The following is a 16988-nucleotide window of genomic DNA, read 5'->3' on the forward strand; positions in this document are numbered from 1 at the left end:
GCTTCTGATGAACCCAATCAGCATCGAACTCACCGTCAACGGTGAAGAACACCAGGTGCAGGTGCCGGCACGGCGCCTGCTTGCCGACCTGCTGCGCGACGACCTGAACCTGACCGGCACCAAGCGCGGCTGCGAGACCGGCATCTGCGGCGCCTGCTCGGTGCTGGTCGATGGCGAGGTGGTCAAGTCCTGCCTGATGCTCGCGGCGCAGGCGCGCGGCCGCCATGTGATGACGGTGGAGGGCCTGGCCGCCGACGGCCAGCTGCATCCGCTGCAGCAAAGCTTCGTGGAGCACGGCGGCCTGCAGTGCGGCTATTGCACGCCGGGCTTCCTGATGGCGGCGTGCGCGCTGCTCGCCCACAATCCCAATCCGACCGAAGAAGAAGTCCGGCGCGGCCTGAACGGCAACCTGTGCCGTTGCACCGGCTATGTCGGCATCGTCGAATCGGTCCTGTCCGCCGCGGAGGCAATGCGTGGAAATTGAAAAGACCCTGGTTACCGCGGCGCCGCCGGCGCGCGTGTGGGAGCTGCTGCTCGACCCCAACGTGATGGGCGCGTGCGTGCCCGGCATGGCATCGATCGAAGTGCTCAGCGAGGTCGAGTACGTCGCCCACATGGCGGTAAAGATTGCCTTCATCAACGCGCGCTTCCGCCTGCATACGAGGATCGTCGAGACCCGCGCGCCCCATTACCTGCGCACCGAGGGCACCGGCGAGGATGCTTCGGTGGCCAGCTCGCTGCGGCAGTCGAGCGAGCTGTTCCTGACGCCGCTCGACCATGGCGGCACGCAACTGCGGATCCGGGTGCAGGTGGATGTGCTGGGCCGGCTGGGTACCTTCGGCCTGAGCGTGATGAAGACCAAGGCCGACCGCATGTGGGACGAGTTTGGCGCCAACCTGCTGGCGCGGCTGTCGCCGCAGGACGGGCAGCCCGCACCCGGCCGGGCGCAGCAACCCGCCGCGGTGCCGCAAGCGGCCGCGCTTGCGCCGTCCGCGGCCGCCCACGGCCATGCGGTGCTGGCGGCGCAGGATCGGGCGCCGCCACCGGCCCGGGCGGGACTGTTCAGGCGGCTGTTCGGGCGCCGGCTCGACGCCGCGTGCGGTCCGCTTGCTGACATCTGCATCGAGCTGCGGCGCCCTGACGAGACCATCGTGGTGCGCTGGCCCGCGGCCCACGGCGAGCAGTGCGCGGCGTGGCTGCGCGACTACCTGCGCCCGGCGACATAGCGGCGGGGTCGCGGGCGCTGTCGGCAATACGGGTACCCTATCGGGTGCGGGCGTGATATATGAGAGCGTTGCGCCAAGACCGAATATTGCAGAGACAGACCATGACGACCGATTCGCCGCAAAAAGATGCACAAGAGGGCGGCCAGGAGGGTGCGCCGGAGAGCGCGCAGGACAAGTACATCGTGCCGGGGCTGGAGCGCGGCCTGCGCCTGCTGGGCGAATTCAGCAGCCGCGAGCGCACCTTGTCGGCCGCCGAGCTGGCGCGCCGGCTCAAGGTGCCGCGCTCGACCGTGTTCCGGCTGCTGGCCACGCTGGAAATGATGGGCTTCGTCGAGCGCACCGACGGCGGGCGCGAGTTCCGGCTGGGCATGGCGGTGCTGCGCCTCGGCTTCGATTACCTGGCGTCGCTGGAGCTGACCGAGCTCGGCCGTCCGCTGCTGGACCGGCTGCGCGACGAGATCCACTACCCGTGCAACCTGGTGGTGCGCGACGGGCGCTCCATCGTCTATGTGGCCAAGTCGGTGGCATCGCGCCCGTTTGCCAGCACCGTCAATGTCGGCACCCGGCTGCCCGCGCATGCCACCGTGCTGGGGCGCGTGCTGCTGGAAGACCTGTCGCTGGCCGAACTGCGCGCGCTCTATCCGGAAGAGCGGCTGGAAGTCTATTCCGAAAGCACGCCGCGCACGGTCGAAGAACTGTACGAAATGGTCCAGCGCGACCGCCAGCGCGGCTACGTGCTGCACGAAGGATTCTTCGAGGCCAGCATCTCGACCATCGCGGCGCCGGTGCGCGACCGCAGCGGCAAGGTGACCGCGGCGCTGGGCGCGACCATCCCGGCCGCGCGCATCGACCCGGACCAGCTCGACAACATGGTGGAACAGGTGCGGCGCGCCGCGGCGGAGCTGTCGCGCTTGCTCGACTACCGGCCGGAGGTGCCCAGGCCGTTCGCCTGAACCGGATCCACCCGTACCGCGTCACCGCGCTGCAGCGTCGCCGCGGTAGCCCATCAGCCCGGACAGGTCGCGCGCCGCCTGCCGGACTTCCTTCGCCACGCGTTCGCGCAAGGCGGTGTCGGCTTCGAAGCGCTGCTGCGGCCCGGCCACGCTGATGGCGGCGATCACCGCGCCGTCGGCGCCGCGCACCGGCGCCGCGCAGGCATCGATGCCTGGTTCGTAGGCGGAGAAACTCCATGCGCAGCCGCGTTCGCGGTCGGCCGCCAGGATCTCGGACAGCCGTGCGTGCGTGGCCGGGCTCTGCCCGGTGACCGCCGGCAGCGGATCCGGCCCCAGCAATTCGCGCAGGGTCTCGGGCGGCAGTTCGGCAATCAGCATCCGGCCCGGCGTGGTCAGGTGCGCGGCAACGCGGCTCCCCACCTGGATATTGCTGACCAGCGCGGCGGCCGGCATCTGCCGCAGCAGGTAGAGCGCATCGCCGCCATCGCGCACCGCCAGGTAGGCCGACAGCTGCAGCGACGCACTGAGCCGCGCCAGCACGCGCCCGGCAAAGCTGGTCAGGTCGTTGGAGGCCAGCACGCGCGAGGCCAGCTTCAGGAAATTGAAGCCGACCTGGTGACCGCCCTGGGGCAGCCGCTCGACCATGCCTTCATGCTCGAGCGTATCGAGCAGGCGCATCACCGTGACCCGGTTCACGTCGATGCGGCGGCCGACCTCGCTCAGGTTGGCGGTGGCGCCGCCTTCGGCGATAAAGCGCAGCAGCCGCAGGCCGCGGATCACCGGCGACACCAATTGGGCCTCGCGCGCATCTTCCGGCGCGGGACCGTCGTCGAGATCGGGTTCGGTCGGCGGGCGTGACTTGGGCATGTTGGCGAGAGCAGTCCATGGAAAACGGCCGCGCAGGCGGCCGTGCTGGCGTGAAACGCGGGCTGGCTTCAGCCGAGCGCGACGTTCCAGGCGTCGTAATCGTACACCCAGTCGGCATTGCCGCCGTCCTTGAGCCAGGCATTGCTGCGCGAGCCGACCTGGATGCGGCTGGTGCGCGCATGGCGCGCGGCCCGGTAGCGCGCCAGCGCGGCAGGCACGCCGGCGGCGCCGTCGCCGGCGGCATCGGCCAGGCAGCGCGCCAGCACCACGCCGTCCTCGATCGCCATGCCCGCGCCCTGCGCCATGAACGGCATCATCGGATGGCAGGCGTCGCCCATCAGCGTAACCGGTCCCGCCGACCACGCCGGCAGCGGATCGCGCACGTACAGCGCTGAGATCAGCACGTCGTCGCAGGCGTCGAGCAGCGCGCGGGCCTCGGGGTGGAAGCCGGCATAGGCGTTGCGCAGGTCTTCCACGCGCCCCGGCGTGGTCCAGGATTCATGGCGCCAGGCCTCCTGTGCGACGGTGGCAAAGATAAAGATGTCGCGGCCGCGGTTGAGCGGAAAGGTGACGATCTGCGTGGCCGCGTCCGGGCCCCACCATTTGGTGAAGGCGCCCAGGTTGGGCACGCCGGCCAGGCGCCCGGCCGGCACCACGGCGCGATACGCGACCACGCCGGTAAAGATCGGGCTTTCCTGGCCGAACAGCGCGGTACGCACGGTGGAATGGATGCCGTCGGCGCCTACCAGCACGTCGACGTGCTCCTGCGCGCCATTGGCAAAGGACAGCGTGGCGCCATCGGCGCGGGCCTCGACCGCCACCGCCTTGTGGCCGAGCCGCATGCAGGCGGCCGGCACCGCGGCTTCCAGCGCGGTCATCAGGTCGGCGCGGTGCATGGTCAGCTGCGGCGCGCCATAACGCTGTTCCGCCTCTTCCTGCATCGGCAGCCGCGAGGTCTCCGCGCCGGTATCCCACATGCGGCTGATGCGATGGCTGGGACGCGCGGCGGTCTCGCGCAGGGCCTCGCCAACGCCCAGCCCGTCGAGCGCCCGCACGGCGTTCGGGGTCAGGTTGATGTCGGCGCCGACGCGGGCAAAGCGGGGGGCTTGTTCGTAGACCACGGCTTCCATGCCGAGCTTGCGCAGCGCAATGGCCGCGGCGAGGCCGCCGATGCCGGCGCCATTGATTCCGATTTTGAGAGGCATTGTTTCCAGCTGACGTTGTTGTTTGTTCAAAAATGAACTAGATGTTCATAAAAATATATGGGTGAGAGAAGGGAGCGTCAATTAAGGGGGAACCCTAGGCGGGGTCTGGGAGGCAATGCGGTGGTTTATCGTTCTTGGCGGGCGTGGCTGTTTCGCCGGCGTAGCCGGCGAGTCACTTTTTGGCCGAGCGCCAAAAAGTAACCAAAAAACGCGTCGCCTAAGCGGCTGGCTAAGGCGGCGTTAGTGGTTCCAGCGGTGGTGACTTGCGGTCAGGCGGTTGGTGGTTCGACCCTGCTGACACTACCTGGAGGTGCCTGGCGTTCGAGGGGATGGACGAATCCGACTTTAGGTCGGTGGCAGCCTGCTAACGGCGTTATTGGCGGGACGCCTACGGCTGCGCTGCGCGCGCTCCCTAACGCAGGTCTACTGCACTGGCACGGAGCGCGTCGCTGCGCTCGCACGCGCTGTCGTGGCGCGCCCCTCCAGGGGACTCCTGCGCCGAAGCGAAGCGAATCGTTCGCACGCACCGAAAAGCGCTAAGCGAACGCAGCGAAGCGTTCCGTGCCAGGGCAGACGCCCCGCGATACTGACGGCGCAGCAGCCGTAGGCGTTCCTACGACAAGGCCCGCAGCAGGCGGCCACCGAGCGCTCTGGGCTCGTTCAAACACCACGCCAACGCCCCTGCCACCGTGGCGCACCCCTGCGGCAGGCAGTCCAGCTATGTGAGGAAGCCCAGCCCCGTACGAAAACCCCCAGGCACACTACGATAAGACATGCCGCCCGCACGGCAGTAAACGCGCTTTTTGTTACTTTTTGGCGCTCGGCCAAAAAGTGACCCGCCCAGGAGGGCGGAACCACGCGGTTCAACAGCCGACAGCATGTCACCAACAGCGACCACCCCCAAAAAATCGGTCGCACGTAGCCCCCCACCCTCAAAGCCCCAACACAACCTTCGCAATGATATTGCGCTGGATCTCATTAGACCCCCCGTAAATCGAAGCCTTGCGATAGTTGAAATAACGCGGCGCCAGCACAGCCACATAGTCCGGCCCAACTCGCAGCGGCGCCTCGCGTCCCTGCAATTCAGCCCAGGTGTCCTGCATAAACGGCAGCGCCGCAGGCCCCGCCGCCTCTACCGCAAGCTCGCTAACCGCCTGCAGCGTCTCGGTGCCCGTGAGCTTGAGCATGCTCGATGCGGCACCGATCGAGGTGCCCGATTCCACCCCGGAAAACACCCGCAATTCCACCGCTTCCAGCGCCGCCGCACGCAGGTGCAGCGGGGCCAGTTTGCGCCGGAACACCGGGTCGTCCAGCAGCCGCCCACCGTCGTCGCCAGGCTGATCCGCGGCGATCTCCGCGATCTTGGACAATTGCTTGCGCAGCATCGGGCTATACGTGCCGCCACGCTCGAATTCCAGCAGGTACTTGGCGTAGGTCCAGCCCTTGCCTTCCTCGCCGATGCGGTTGGCCACCGGCACCCGCACGTTCTCGAAGAAGACCTGGTTCACCTCCTGCTGGCCGGGCATCGGGCCGTCCAGCGTCGGCAGCGCCGACACCGTGATGCCGGGCGTGTGCATGTCGAGCAGCAGGAACGAAATCCCTTCCTGGCGCTTCGATTCGCGGCTGGTGCGCACCAGGCAGAACATCCAGTCGGCCCACTGCGCATGCGTGGTCCAGATCTTGGAGCCGTTCAGGAGGTAGTGCTCGCCGTCGCCGTCGATGCCGTGGTCGGCGCGCAGTTGCAGCGACGCCAGGTCCGAGCCGGAGTTGGGCTCGGAGTAGCCCTGGCACCACCAGACGTCGGAGCTGAGGATGGGCGGCAGGAAGCGCTGCTTCTGCTCGGGCGTGCCGTACTTCATGATCACCGGCGCCACCATCTTCAGGCCCATCGGCGATACCGGCGGACATCCCGCCGCGGCCAGTTCGGACTGGAAGATAAAGCGCTCCGCCGCGCTCCATCCCGGCCCGCCATATTCCTTCGGCCAGTTCGGCGCGGCCCAGCCGCGCGCGTGCAGCGCCTTCTGCCAGCGCACCTGTCCGGCCTTGTCGAGGTAGCCGTTCTTGGACTGCGCCATCATCGCGCGCAGGTCGGCGTCATAGGCCTGGGCAATCCAGGCGCGCACTTCTTCGCGGAACCGCTGGTCTTGCGGGGAGAGATCGAGATGCATCGACGGGCCTCGCTGGTATTCGATGGTGGATAGGGGCGGCTTCAGGCTGCGGCCCGGATGGGATAGAGCAGGTCGGCATAGCGGCGCAGGTGGTGCTCGGCCGAGCCGAACTGCAGGTCGATTGCGGTGACACGCTTGAAGTAGTGGCCTACGGCCAGTTCTTCGGTCACGCCCATGCCGCCGTGGATCTGCACCGCGCCCTGGCCGACGAAGGTGCCCGCCTGGCCGGCCTGGATCTTCGCCGCGCACGCGGCCTGCGCGCGCACCGCCGGCGTGCCGGCGGCCTGCATCGCCGCCACCTGGGTCAGCGCCACCGATTGCTCCAGCTGCATGTACATATCGGCCATGCGGTGCTGCAGCGCCTGGAAGGTGCCGATCGGCACGCCGAACTGCTTGCGCTGGCGCGCGTAGTCGATGGTGTCGGCCAGCATGCGCGCCATCGCGCCATTGGCTTCGGCGGCCAGCGCGATCATGGCGTGGTCGCACAGCTGCTCGATCAGCGGCAGCGCTGCACCTTCTTCGCCGATGCGCTGGCAGGCCGGCACCTGCACGTTGTCGAGCAGCACCTCGGCGCCGCGCTGGCCGTCGAAGGTGGGATATCCGCGCAGCGTCACGCCCGGCGCGTCGCGCGCGATCCAGAACAGGCTGATGCCGCCCTGGTCCCGGCGTGCGCCGCCGCTACGCGCGCTGACCAGCAGATGCGAGACGAACGGTGCGCCCGCCACGGCGTGCTTGTGGCCGCTGAGCCGGTAGCCGTCCCCCTGGCGCGTGGCGCTGGCCTGCACGTCGTGCCGGCAGTAGCGGCTGGCGGGCTCGGCATGGGCCCACGCCACCGTGGCTTCGCCGCCGATGATGGCCGGGATCCACTGCGCCGCCAGCTCGGGGCTGCCGTGCAGCAGCGCGCCGCCGCCCAGCACCACGGTGCCCAGGTAGGGCTCCAGCACCAGGTGCCGGCCGAGCTGTTCCATCACCACCATATGCTCGACCGCGCCGCCGCCCATGCCGCCGAGGTGCTCGGGAAACGCGGCGCCGAGGATGCCCAGGTCGCGCGCAAACGCGCGCCAGCAGTCCGGGCGCCAACCCGCCGCGGACTGCGCCGCGGCGCGGCGGGCTTCGAAATCGTAGTGATCGGCGAGGTAGCGCGCGAGCGTGTCGCGCAGCATCGACTGTTCTTCCCTGAACTGGAAATCCACCTTGGCTCCTTCGGATAAGGGTGAGGCGTGAGGGCGGTAGCGTGGCGGTCATCTTCCGGCCAGGCAGCAGGGCGGCGCATCGTCGCATCGGACGAAGCTGAACCCCTGCCCGCAGCCGCGTTCCTTTGCGGCGCTGCGGCAAAACACGGTCGCGCCGCTTCGTCGCTTCCGACGATGGTCAAACCGGCCAGGGTTCCGAGAATGCGGAATCGGCATCCGCCCACCCACCAACCCAGTCGAGGAGCACCACGCCATGCATCCGCACATCCACGCGCAGCGCACGCCCGACAAGCCCGCCGTCATCATGGGCGGCAGCGGCGCCGTCGTCACCTACCGCGAGCTGGACCAGCGCTCGAACCAGGTCGCGCACCTGTTCCGCAAGCTGGGCCTGCAGCCCGGCGACCGCGTGGCCTTCATGGTGGAGAACCATGCGCGGCTGTTCGAGCTGTGCTGGGGTGCGCAGCGCAGCGGCATCGTCTATATCTGCCTGAGCACGCGCCTGAACGCCGCCGACGCGGCCTATATCGTCAATGACAGCGGCGCGCGCGTGCTGGTCACCACGCACGCGCAGGCCGAGATCGCCGCGGCGCTGAGCGGGCAGACGCCGGCTCTGCAGGCGCGCCTGATGCTGGATGGCACGGTGCCGGGCTATGACGGCTACGAGACCGCGCTGGCCGGCTGCCCGGCCACGCGCATCGCCGACGAAGTGACCGGCGGCGACATGCTGTATTCGTCGGGCACCACCGGCCGGCCCAAAGGCGTGTACGCGCCCCCGTCGAGCCCCGACATCGACGCGCCGACGACGCTGACCGCGCTGTGCCAGCGGCTCTACGGCTTCGATGCCGACACGCGCTACCTGTCGCCGGCGCCGCTGTACCACGCGGCGCCGCTGCGGTACAACATGTCGGTGCAGGCGCTGGGCGGCACCGCGGTGGTGATGGAGCATTTCGACGCCGAGCAGTTCCTGCGCCTGGTGCAGCAACACCGCATCACGCATACGCAGCTGGTGCCGACCATGTTCTCGCGCATGCTCAAGCTGCCGGAGGCGCAGCGGCAGGCCTATGACGTATCGTCGCTGCGCGTGGCGATCCACGCGGCCGCGCCATGCCCGGTGCAGGTCAAGGAAGCGATGATCGCGTGGTGGGGGCCGGTGATCTGGGAGTACTACGCCGGCACCGAGGGCAACGGCGTGACCGTGGTCGACACGCCGCAATGGCTGGAACGCAAGGGCACGGTGGGCCGGGCCATGGTCGGCAAGCTGCGCATCTGCGGGCCGGACGGCGCGCTGCTGCCGCCGGGCGAGCCGGGCACGATCTACTTTGCCGAGGGCCGCCCGTTCACGTACCACAACGACGCGGCCAGGACCGCGGAGACCCGTCATCCGCAGCATCCGGACTGGAGCACCATCGGCGATGTCGGCTACGTCGACGCGGACGGCTATCTGTACCTGACCGACCGCAAGGCCAACATGATCATCTCCGGCGGCGTCAACATCTACCCGCAGGAGGCCGAGAACCTGCTGATGACGCATCCGAAGGTGATGGATGTCGCCGTGATCGGCGTGCCCAACGAGGACTTCGGCGAAGAGGTCAAGGCCGTGGTGCAGCCCGCCGACATGGGCCAGGCCGGGCCCGAACTGGCGGCCGAGCTGATCGCGTTCTGCCGCGCCAACCTGTCGGCGCTCAAGTGCCCGCGCTCGGTCGACTTCGAGCCCGAATTGCCGCGCCTGCCCACCGGCAAGCTGCTCAAGCGGCTGCTACGCGACCGCTACTGGGCCGGACACGCCAGCAAGCTGGTGTGAGGCACCGGCAAGCGCTGCCCTGCCGCTGCCCGCGTTTTCGCCAGCGCAGCGGTTTACGTCATAATGCCTCGCTACACCACAGCCACGGCCGCCCGCCTGCATCCTGCAGCGCCGGGGGCGCATGGCGTGCCCGGCAAGGGCCGCGATGTGCGGGAGACCACTGACAGCCAATGGCAAGTATCGAGGAGACCGGACGGCGCACGCCGCCACCTGCAGGCGCGGCATCGCTGGCCGCCAAGCTGCGTCCGCCGCTGCTGAGCCCGTTCCAGGTCCAGCGCGCGGCGATCTGCGATGCCGTGTGCGCGGCGGGCTTCGTCAAGCTGGTGCTGGTGCGCGCACCCGCCGGCTTCGGCAAGACCACCGCCATGCTCCAGTGCCGCGCGCGGCTCGAGGCCGCCGGCGGCCGCACCGCGTGGCTGACGCTGGACCGCTCCGACAATGACACCTCGCGCTTCCTCGGCTCGATCGAGGCCGCCATCGCGCAGGGCCTGGGCAGCGGCGCGCCGGACCGGTCCGCGCGCGAGGCGCTGGCGCAGGATCCGGGCGAGCAGGCGCTGGCGCTGATCGACCGCCTCGCCAGCCATCACGGCGACTTCACGCTGTTCCTCGACGATTTCGAAGCGGTGCAGAACGCCGCGGTGGCGGGACTGGTCTGGCAGCTGGTGGAAAGCCTGCCGCCGGGCTGCCGCGTGGTGATCGGCACGCGCTGGGTGCCCGAAACCGGGCTGGCGCGCTTGCGCGCGCGTGGCGAGCTGCTCGAGATCGAGCCGGCGCAGCTGCGTTTTTCCGCCGACGAGACTGCCTCCTTCCTGCGCCAGGCGCGCGGGCTGAAGCTGGAGCAGTCCGCCATCAGCGTGCTGCACCGGCGCACCGAGGGCTGGGCCACGGCACTGTGGCTGGCGTCGGTGGCGCTGGAGCGGCGCACCCAGCCGGAGGGCTTTATCGCCGGCTTCTCGGGCTCGAACGCGGCCATTGCCGATTACCTGGTCGAAGACGTGTTCCTGCACCTGCCCGAAGCGGTGCGCGACTTCCTGCTGCGTACCTCGATCCTCGACCAGCTATGCGGGCCGCTGTGCGATGCGGTGTGCCAGCCGGCAGCCGGCAGCAGCGAGGAGATCCTGGCCTGGCTGGAGCGCGCCAACCTGTTCCTGCTGCCGCTGGAAAGCGAACGCTATGGCGAGCGCGGCTCCGGCGCCAAGTCCGAGCAATGGTATCGGTATCACAGCCTGTTCTCCGGTTTCCTGCGCGCGCAACTGGCGCAGGCAATGCCCGAGTCGGTGCCGCGGCTGCACCTGTCGGCGTCGCGCTGGTATGAGTCGCAGGGGCGCCTGGTGCCCGCGATCGAACATGCCTTCGCCGCCGGTGCGCTGGCGCATGCGCTGCAGTTGCTCGACAGCGCCGCCGACGACCTGCTGGCGCAGGGCCGCATGCGGCTGCTGACGCGCTGGCTGGAGTCGGTGCCCGCCGAGGACCTGGCCCGGCTGCCCAAGCTGCAGATCGCGCGCGTGTGGGCGGTGTCGTTCACGCGCGGGCCGGCCGAAGCGATCGCGCTGCTGCAGCAGATTCCCACCGAGGGCGCGGCCGGCGACCTGCTGGCCCATATCCGCGCGTTGCGCCACATGCTGCTGAACATGATGGACCGCTTCGACGACGCGCGCGCCTTCGCCCGCAACGAGCTGCCGCCGTTGCCGATGGGCTATGCTTTCCCCGATGCGATCCTGGCTACCTCGATGGCGCGGCTGGCCGCGGTGGCCGGCGATTATCCCGAAGCGCGCCGGCTGCTGCAGGTGGCGCGGCACGCGGTGCGCGGGTCCGACAGCAACTTCAACAAGATCTTCTCGGAATCGGTCGAGGGCCTGATCGATCTGCGCCAGGGCCGGCTGCAGCAGGCGCTGGCGCGCTTCCGCATCGCCGCCAGCACGATGCTGCCGAACCGCTTCGGGCCCACCAACGGCAACGCCATGGCCGGCATCCTGCTGGCCGAGGGCCTGTACGAGAGCGGCGATCCGGATCGCGCCAGCCGCCTGCTCAATGTCTACCTGCCGCTGTCGCGCGACCTCGGCCTGCCCGACCAGATCATCACCGCCCACGCGGTGCTGGCGCGCATCGCCTTCGAGCGCCGCGAGACCGACCAGGCCCACGAATGGCTGGCGCAGCTCGAAGCGCTGGGACATCATCGCGGCCTGACGCGGCTGGTGATGGCGGCGATGCTGGAGCGCGCCCGCCTGGCGCTGCGCCAGGGCAATGTGCATGCCGCGCAGGAGGCGATCGAGCGCGCCGCCGATCCGGCGCTGTGGCGCACGCGTCCCGGCGTCAGCTCCTTTGCCAGCGATGTCGAGGACATCACGCTGGGCCGGCTGCGGCTGGACCTGTACGCGCGTCCCGGCGCGCCGGTGCGCGAGGCCATCGAGCGGGAGCTGGCCGCCGCCGCCGGCAACCAGCTGATGCGCCGCGCCCTCAAGCTGCGCATCCTGCTGGCGCAGGCGTGGCAGCGCTGCGGCGACGGTGCGCATGCGCTGGTGGTGATGGGCGAGGCGCTGCGCTTCGGCGCGGCCGAGGGCTTCGTGCGCATCTTTGCCGACGAGGGCGACGATGTGCGCCGGCTGGTGGCCGACGCCTGCGCGCGGCAGGCGGCCAGCCTGCCGGCCCCTTATGTTGAAAAGCTGCTGCAGGCTTGCGGCCAGGCCGCCGCGGAGCCGCCCGGCGGTGCTGGCCGAGCCGCGCCGCCGGCGCTGGTGGAGCCGCTGACGCCCAAGGAGCAGAAGGTGCTGCACCTGCTGGCCGAGGGCTACTCCAACGTTGCCATGGCCGAACGCCTGTTCGTGTCCGAGACCACGGTGCGCACGCACCTGCGCAATATCAGCGCCAAGCTGCACGCCAGCAACCGCACCCAGGCGGTCGCGATCGCGCGCCAGCTCGGCCTGCTCTGAAGCTGCGACTCAGATTCCGATGAATTCGGTGAATTCCGCCAGCGGCGCGCGTTCGGCGCGCAGCTGGTTGGCGGGCGCCTCGGGGTCCTCGTAGCCGATCGCCATGCCGCTGAACAGCATGCGTTCGGCCGGCAGCGACAGGAACTGGGCAACGGTCTGCGGATACATCGCCCAGCACTCCTGCGCGCAGCTGTCCAGGCCTTCCTCGCGCAGCAGCAGCATCACCGTCTGCAGGTACATGCCCAGGTCCGACCATTGCGGCGGGCCCATGCGCCGGTCCACCGTGCAGAACAGCGCCAGCGGCGCGCCGAAGAAAGTGAAGTTGCTGGCGAACTGCGCCAGCCGCCGCGCCTTGTCCTGGCGCGGGATGCCGAGGTGGTGGTAGAGCGCCTCGCCCACCTGGAAGCGGCGCTCGCGGTAGGGCGAGACCAGTTCGCGCGGATAGATGTCGTACTCGCGCGTCTCGCCGGTGGGGGCCTCGGCGATGCGCGCCTGCATGATGCCGAGCAGGCGCTGCAGCGCCTCGCCGCCGACCACATGGATATGCCAGGGCTGCAGGTTGCCGCCGGACGGGGCGCGCGCCGCGGCGTCGAGCACGCGGCGGATGGCGTCGGGCGCAACGGCCCGGGGCAGGAAGCCGCGGACGGACTTGCGGCTGGCGACGGCTTGGCTGACTTTCATCGGAACTCCCGGAAAAGAATGTTCGACGCGGAGCGTCTCAGGCGAAGGGCGGTTCGCTGGTCCAGTCGAAGAAGTCCGGCAGGTCGTGCGACACGGTCTCGGGGAACGCGGCGGGGCGTTTTTCCAGGAACGCGCTGACGCCTTCCTTCACGTCGGCGGAGCGTCCGCGCGACTGGATCGCGCGGCTGTCGAGCTTGTGCGCTTCCATCGGGTGGCTGGCACCGGCCATGCGCCAGATCAGCTGGCGCGAGATCGCCACCGAGACCGGCGCGGCATTGGCGGCGATCTCGCGGGCGATCGCCTGCGCCGCCCGCAACAGGTCTTGGGGAGCGTGCAGCGACCGCACCAGGCCGCGTTCATGCGCCTCCTGGGCCGAGAACACGCGGCCGGTATAGCACCACTCCAGCGCGGTGGAGATCCCGACCACGCGCGACAGGAACCAGGACGACGCCGCTTCCGGCGTGATGCCGCGGCGTGCAAAGACGAAGCCGAACTTGGCGTCGGTCGACGCCAGCCGGATATCCATCGGCAACTGCATGGTCACGCCCACGCCGACCGCGGCGCCGTTGACCGCGGCGATCACCGGCTTGAGGCTGCGGAAAATGCGCAGCGACACGCGCCCGCCGCCGTCGCGATGGGCGGTATCCGGGCTGGCGCCATAGCGCTTCTCGAAATCGAAGGTCGAGCTGCCACCGGACAGGTCGGCGCCGGCGCAGAAGGCGCGGCCGGAGCCGGTGACGATCACCGCGCGCACGTTGTCGTCGGCATCGGTGGCGTCGAACGCGGCGATCAGCTCGTGCATCATCTGCGCGGTGAAGGCGTTGAGCTGGTCCGGGCGGTGCAGGGTGATGGTGGCGACACCGTCTGCAACGGCGTAGCGCAGGGTTTCGAACGAAGGCGTGGCTGGCGTCATGCGGGCTCCTGCTGGGAAAGGGAAGGGCTGCCGGAGGGTGCCGGAACACATGCCGGCAGCGGGGGCGGGGCTCGGCCAACACTAGTGCAGATTGCGCCGCCCGCAATCGTCGCTTCCGACGAGGCTGGGAGCGCGCACGGCGCCGTAGACTGATGCCGATCAGGCGGCAGGGCCAGCACATCACATCCACCATCGTGCTTCCCGCCGGCGCAGACAAAAAGGACCACCATGAAGACACGCATCACCGAACTGCTCGGCATCCGCTACCCGATCATCCAGGGCGGCATGCAATGGGTTGGCTACGCTGAAATGGCCTCCGCCGTTTCCAACGCGGGCGGCCTCGGCATCCTGACGGCGCTGACGCAGCCCACGCCCGAGGACCTGGCCGACGAGATCCGCCGCTGCCGCGAGATGACCGACAAGCCGTTCGGCGTGAACCTGACGCTGCTGCCGTCGATCAACCCGCCGCCGTATGCGCGCTACCTCGATGTCATCATCGAAAGCGGCGTCAAGGTGCTCGAGACCGCCGGCAACAACCCCAAGGAACATATCGCGCGGGCCAAGGCCGCGGGCATCAGGGTGATCCACAAGTGCGTGGCGGTGCGCCATGCGCTGTCGGCCGAGCGGCTGGGCGTGGACGCGGTCTCGATCGACGGCTTCGAGTGCGCCGGCCATCCGGGCGAGGACGATGTGCCCGGCATGGTGCTGATCCCGCAGGCGGTGCGCAAGCTGTCGATCCCGGTGATCGCCTCGGGCGGCATCGCCGACGGGCGCGGCATGGCGGCGGCGCTGGCGCTGGGCGCCGAGGGTGTCAACATGGGTACGCGCTTCTGCGCCACGCGCGAGGCGCCGATCCACGACAACGTCAAGCAGGCGCTGGTGCAGGCCAGCGAGCGCGACACCAACCTGATCTTCCGCACCTTGCACAACACCGCGCGCGTGCTCAAGAACGCGGTGTCGGACGAAGTGGTCAGCATCGAACGCCGTCCCGGCGGTGCCCAGTTCGAGGACGTCAAGCACCTGGTCGCCGGCGTGCGCGGCAAGGCTGCGCTCAAGGCGGGCGAGACCGACGGCGGCATCATCAGCGCCGGCCAGTGCGTCGGCCTGATCGACGATGTGCCCACTTGCGAAGAACTGATCACGCGCATGGTGGCCGATTGCCGCGAACACCTCAGCGTGGCCTCGCGCTACTTTGCCTGACGCCATGGCCGAGGCGGAAATCGAGGCGGCGTTGAGCCGCGCCATCGCTGCGCCGGCCGAAGCCGGCGCCGACGTGCCCGCAGGCTTTGTCCCGCTGCGCCGGATGAACGGCTACATGGCGGGCTTCGGCCAGCTCTACCTGCACGCGGCCCGCCGCACGCTGGCGGTGCGCATCGACGAGAGCCACCTGAACAACCTGGGCATTCCGCACGGCGGCATGCTGGCGACGCTGGCCGATACCGCCATCGGCATGATGATGTCGCTGGAAACCGGCCGTGCCAAAAGCGCGGTCACGGTCAACCTGAGCCTCGACTATCTCGATTCGGCGCGCCCGGGCGACTGGGTCGAAGCCCGCGTCGAGTTCGACAAGCTCGGCTCGCGGCTGCGCTACGGCACCTGCCGGCTGTTCAGCGGCGAGCGCTGCCTGCTGCGCGCCACGGCGATCTTCGCGGTGCTGGCGCCGCGCCCCTGAGCGCTGCGGCAACTTCGTCGCTTCCGACGACGCTGGCCGCCACCCGCGGCGCAACAATAGCCTTCGACGCTGCCGGCACCCGCGCCGGCATGCCGCACAACACAAGGGCTGCCCCGGCGGCCTGCACCGAACCAAGGAGATCACATGGCAGAGGCATATATCGTCGCGGCGGTCCGCACCGCCGGCGGCCGCAAGGGCGGCAAGCTGTCGGGCTGGCATCCGGCCGACCTGGCCGCGCAGGTGCTCGACGCACTGGTGGAGCGCACCGGCGCCGATCCGGCCCTGGTCGAAGACGTCATCATGGGCTGCGTGAGCCAGGTCGGCGAGCAGGCCGGCAACGTCGCGCGTAATGCCATCCTGGCCTCGCGCCTGCCGGAAAGCGTGCCGGGCACCTCGGTCGACCGCCAGTGCGGCTCGTCGCAACAGGCCCTGCACTTTGCCGCGCAGGCGGTGATGTCGGGCGCGATGGACGTCGTCATCGCCGCCGGCGTGGAAAGCATGACGCGCGTGCCGATGGGCCTGTCCTCGCAACTGCCGGCCAAGAACGGCTTCGGCGTGCCCAAGAGCCCGGGCGTCGAGGCGCGCTACCCCGGCGTGCAATTCAGCCAGTTCACCGGCGCCGAGATGATCGCGCGCAAGTACGAGCTGTCGCGCGAACAGCTCGACGCCTACGCGCTGCAAAGCCACCAGCGCGCCATCGCCGCCACCAAGGCCGGCCGCTTCAGCGCCGAGATCCTGCCGGTGGAAGTGCGCAGCGCCGACGGCGCCAATGGCGAGATGCACACCACCGACGAGGGTATCCGCTACGACGCCACGCTGGAGAGCATCGGCAGCGTCAAGCTGATCGCCGAAGGTGGCCGCGTCACCGCCGCCACCGCCAGCCAGATCTGCGATGGCGCCGCCGGCCTGATGGTGGTCAACGAGGCCGGCCTGAAGAAGCTGGGCGTCAAGCCGCTGGCGCGCGTGCACAGCATGACCGTGATCGGCCATGACCCGGTGGTGATGCTGGAAGCGCCGCTGCCGGCCACCGAGGTGGCGCTCAAGCGCGCCGGCCTGCGTATCGGCGATATCGGCCTGTTCGAAGTCAACGAAGCCTTTGCGCCGGTGCCGCTGGCCTGGCTCAAGGCTACGGGCGCCGATCCGGAACGCCTGAACGTACATGGCGGCGCGATCGCGCTGGGCCATCCGCTCGGCGGCTCCGGCGCCAAGCTGATGACCACGCTGGTGCATGCGCTGCATACGCATGGCAAGCGCTACGGCCTGCAGACCATGTGCGAGGGCGGCGGGCTGGCCAACGTGACCATCGTTGAGCGCCTGTAACACGGCGACGCGGCGACACAGAGCAGTAAAGGGAGAAGGACCGGCGGCGCGGGCATGTC

Annotated in this window: 13 protein-coding genes and 1 pseudogene; 8 read left to right on the forward strand and 6 right to left on the reverse strand. The window is 69.5% G+C overall.

Annotated elements, in window-relative coordinates; translation table 11 throughout:
• Positions 1-7 precede the first annotated feature (7 nt).
• The 3 genes from CBM2586_RS20045 (at position 8) to CBM2586_RS20055 (ending at position 2179) form a co-directional block, all read left to right on the forward strand.
• On the forward strand, positions 8-484 hold the full coding sequence (locus CBM2586_RS20045; protein WP_115689412.1) for a (2Fe-2S)-binding protein: 477 nt from the start codon (positions 8-10) through the stop codon (positions 482-484).
• A complete protein-coding gene (locus tag CBM2586_RS20050) occupies positions 474-1226 on the forward strand; it encodes a CoxG family protein (RefSeq protein ID WP_115665244.1) in 753 nt (250 codons plus the stop codon). The genes CBM2586_RS20045 and CBM2586_RS20050 overlap by 11 nt, the downstream gene beginning before the upstream one ends.
• A 101-nt stretch (positions 1227-1327) precedes the next feature.
• Positions 1328-2179 carry an IclR family transcriptional regulator gene (locus tag CBM2586_RS20055; RefSeq protein ID WP_115689414.1) on the forward strand — a complete coding sequence of 284 codons (852 nt, stop codon included), beginning with the start codon at positions 1328-1330 and terminating at the stop codon, positions 2177-2179.
• 21 nt (positions 2180-2200) lie between these two features.
• On the opposite strand, the gene CBM2586_RS20060 is transcribed toward CBM2586_RS20055, so the two are convergent.
• The 4 genes from CBM2586_RS20060 to CBM2586_RS20075 all read right to left on the reverse strand — a co-directional run bounded on the left by CBM2586_RS20060 (position 2201) and on the right by CBM2586_RS20075 (position 7612).
• Positions 2201-3046 carry an IclR family transcriptional regulator gene (locus tag CBM2586_RS20060; protein ID WP_115665242.1) on the reverse strand — a complete coding sequence of 282 codons (846 nt, stop codon included), beginning with the start codon at positions 3044-3046 and terminating at the stop codon, positions 2201-2203.
• 68 nt (positions 3047-3114) lie between these two features.
• Positions 3115-4251 carry an FAD-dependent monooxygenase gene (locus tag CBM2586_RS20065; protein WP_115689416.1) on the reverse strand — a complete coding sequence of 379 codons (1137 nt, stop codon included), beginning with the start codon at positions 4249-4251 and terminating at the stop codon, positions 3115-3117.
• 932 nt (positions 4252-5183) lie between these two features.
• Entirely contained in the window at positions 5184-6419 is a 1236-nt protein-coding gene (locus CBM2586_RS20070) for an acyl-CoA dehydrogenase family protein (RefSeq protein ID WP_115689418.1), read from the reverse strand.
• 41 nt (positions 6420-6460) lie between these two features.
• Positions 6461-7612: an acyl-CoA dehydrogenase family protein gene (locus CBM2586_RS20075; protein ID WP_115689420.1), complete on the reverse strand. Its 1152-nt coding sequence runs from the start codon at positions 7610-7612 to the stop codon at positions 6461-6463.
• Between the two features lie 253 nt (positions 7613-7865).
• Here CBM2586_RS20075 and CBM2586_RS20080 point away from each other — a divergent pair, with 253 nt between their 5' ends.
• The gene (locus CBM2586_RS20080; RefSeq protein ID WP_115665237.1) at positions 7866-9413 is read left to right on the forward strand and encodes an AMP-binding protein; all 1548 of its coding nucleotides are present in this window, start codon (positions 7866-7868) and stop codon (positions 9411-9413) included.
• A gap of 170 nt (positions 9414-9583) precedes the next feature.
• Positions 9584-12343, forward strand: a complete 2760-nt coding sequence (locus CBM2586_RS20085) for a LuxR C-terminal-related transcriptional regulator (protein ID WP_115689422.1) — start codon at positions 9584-9586, stop codon at positions 12341-12343.
• 9 nt (positions 12344-12352) lie between these two features.
• Here CBM2586_RS20085 and CBM2586_RS20090 read toward each other — a convergent pair whose 3' ends face one another.
• Complete coding sequence (locus tag CBM2586_RS20090; RefSeq protein ID WP_115665235.1) at positions 12353-13024, reverse strand: nitroreductase; 672 nt, start codon at positions 13022-13024, stop codon at positions 12353-12355.
• Positions 13025-13061: 37 nt separating this feature from the next.
• On the reverse strand, positions 13062-13937 hold the full coding sequence (locus tag CBM2586_RS20095) for a crotonase/enoyl-CoA hydratase family protein (protein WP_115689424.1): 876 nt from the start codon (positions 13935-13937) through the stop codon (positions 13062-13064).
• A gap of 222 nt (positions 13938-14159) precedes the next feature.
• On the opposite strand from CBM2586_RS20095, the pseudogene CBM2586_RS20100 reads away from it, so the two are divergent.
• The 3 genes and pseudogenes from CBM2586_RS20100 to CBM2586_RS20110 form a co-directional block, all read left to right on the forward strand.
• Positions 14160-15137 (forward strand): annotated as a pseudogene (locus tag CBM2586_RS20100) (NAD(P)H-dependent flavin oxidoreductase); the annotation flags it as partial.
• A gap of 4 nt (positions 15138-15141) precedes the next feature.
• Positions 15142-15609, forward strand: coding sequence for a PaaI family thioesterase (locus tag CBM2586_RS20105; RefSeq protein ID WP_115665232.1), 468 nt, complete (start codon positions 15142-15144; stop codon positions 15607-15609).
• Positions 15610-15753: 144 nt separating this feature from the next.
• Positions 15754-16929, forward strand: coding sequence for an acetyl-CoA C-acetyltransferase (locus CBM2586_RS20110; protein WP_115665231.1), 1176 nt, complete (start codon positions 15754-15756; stop codon positions 16927-16929).
• Positions 16930-16988 lie beyond the last annotated feature (59 nt).

The organism is Cupriavidus taiwanensis, from assembly GCF_900250115.1.
Classification (GTDB): domain Bacteria; phylum Pseudomonadota; class Gammaproteobacteria; order Burkholderiales; family Burkholderiaceae; genus Cupriavidus; species Cupriavidus taiwanensis_B.

Coding starts and splice junctions, on each gene's coding strand:
- CBM2586_RS20095 (WP_115689424.1), bottom strand. CDS start 13,937: ATGACGCCAGCCACGCCTTCGTTCGAAACCCTGCGCTACGCCGTTGCA.
- CBM2586_RS20065 (WP_115689416.1), bottom strand. CDS start 4,251: ATGCCTCTCAAAATCGGAATCAATGGCGCCGGCATCGGCGGCCTCGCC.
- CBM2586_RS20080 (WP_115665237.1), top strand. CDS start 7,866: ATGCATCCGCACATCCACGCGCAGCGCACGCCCGACAAGCCCGCCGTC.
- CBM2586_RS20055 (WP_115689414.1), top strand. CDS start 1,328: ATGACGACCGATTCGCCGCAAAAAGATGCACAAGAGGGCGGCCAGGAG.
- CBM2586_RS20070 (WP_115689418.1), bottom strand. CDS start 6,419: ATGCATCTCGATCTCTCCCCGCAAGACCAGCGGTTCCGCGAAGAAGTG.
- CBM2586_RS20110 (WP_115665231.1), top strand. CDS start 15,754: ATGGCAGAGGCATATATCGTCGCGGCGGTCCGCACCGCCGGCGGCCGC.
- CBM2586_RS20085 (WP_115689422.1), top strand. CDS start 9,584: ATGGCAAGTATCGAGGAGACCGGACGGCGCACGCCGCCACCTGCAGGC.
- CBM2586_RS20090 (WP_115665235.1), bottom strand. CDS start 13,024: ATGAAAGTCAGCCAAGCCGTCGCCAGCCGCAAGTCCGTCCGCGGCTTC.
- CBM2586_RS20105 (WP_115665232.1), top strand. CDS start 15,142: ATGGCCGAGGCGGAAATCGAGGCGGCGTTGAGCCGCGCCATCGCTGCG.
- CBM2586_RS20045 (WP_115689412.1), top strand. CDS start 8: ATGAACCCAATCAGCATCGAACTCACCGTCAACGGTGAAGAACACCAG.
- CBM2586_RS20060 (WP_115665242.1), bottom strand. CDS start 3,046: ATGCCCAAGTCACGCCCGCCGACCGAACCCGATCTCGACGACGGTCCC.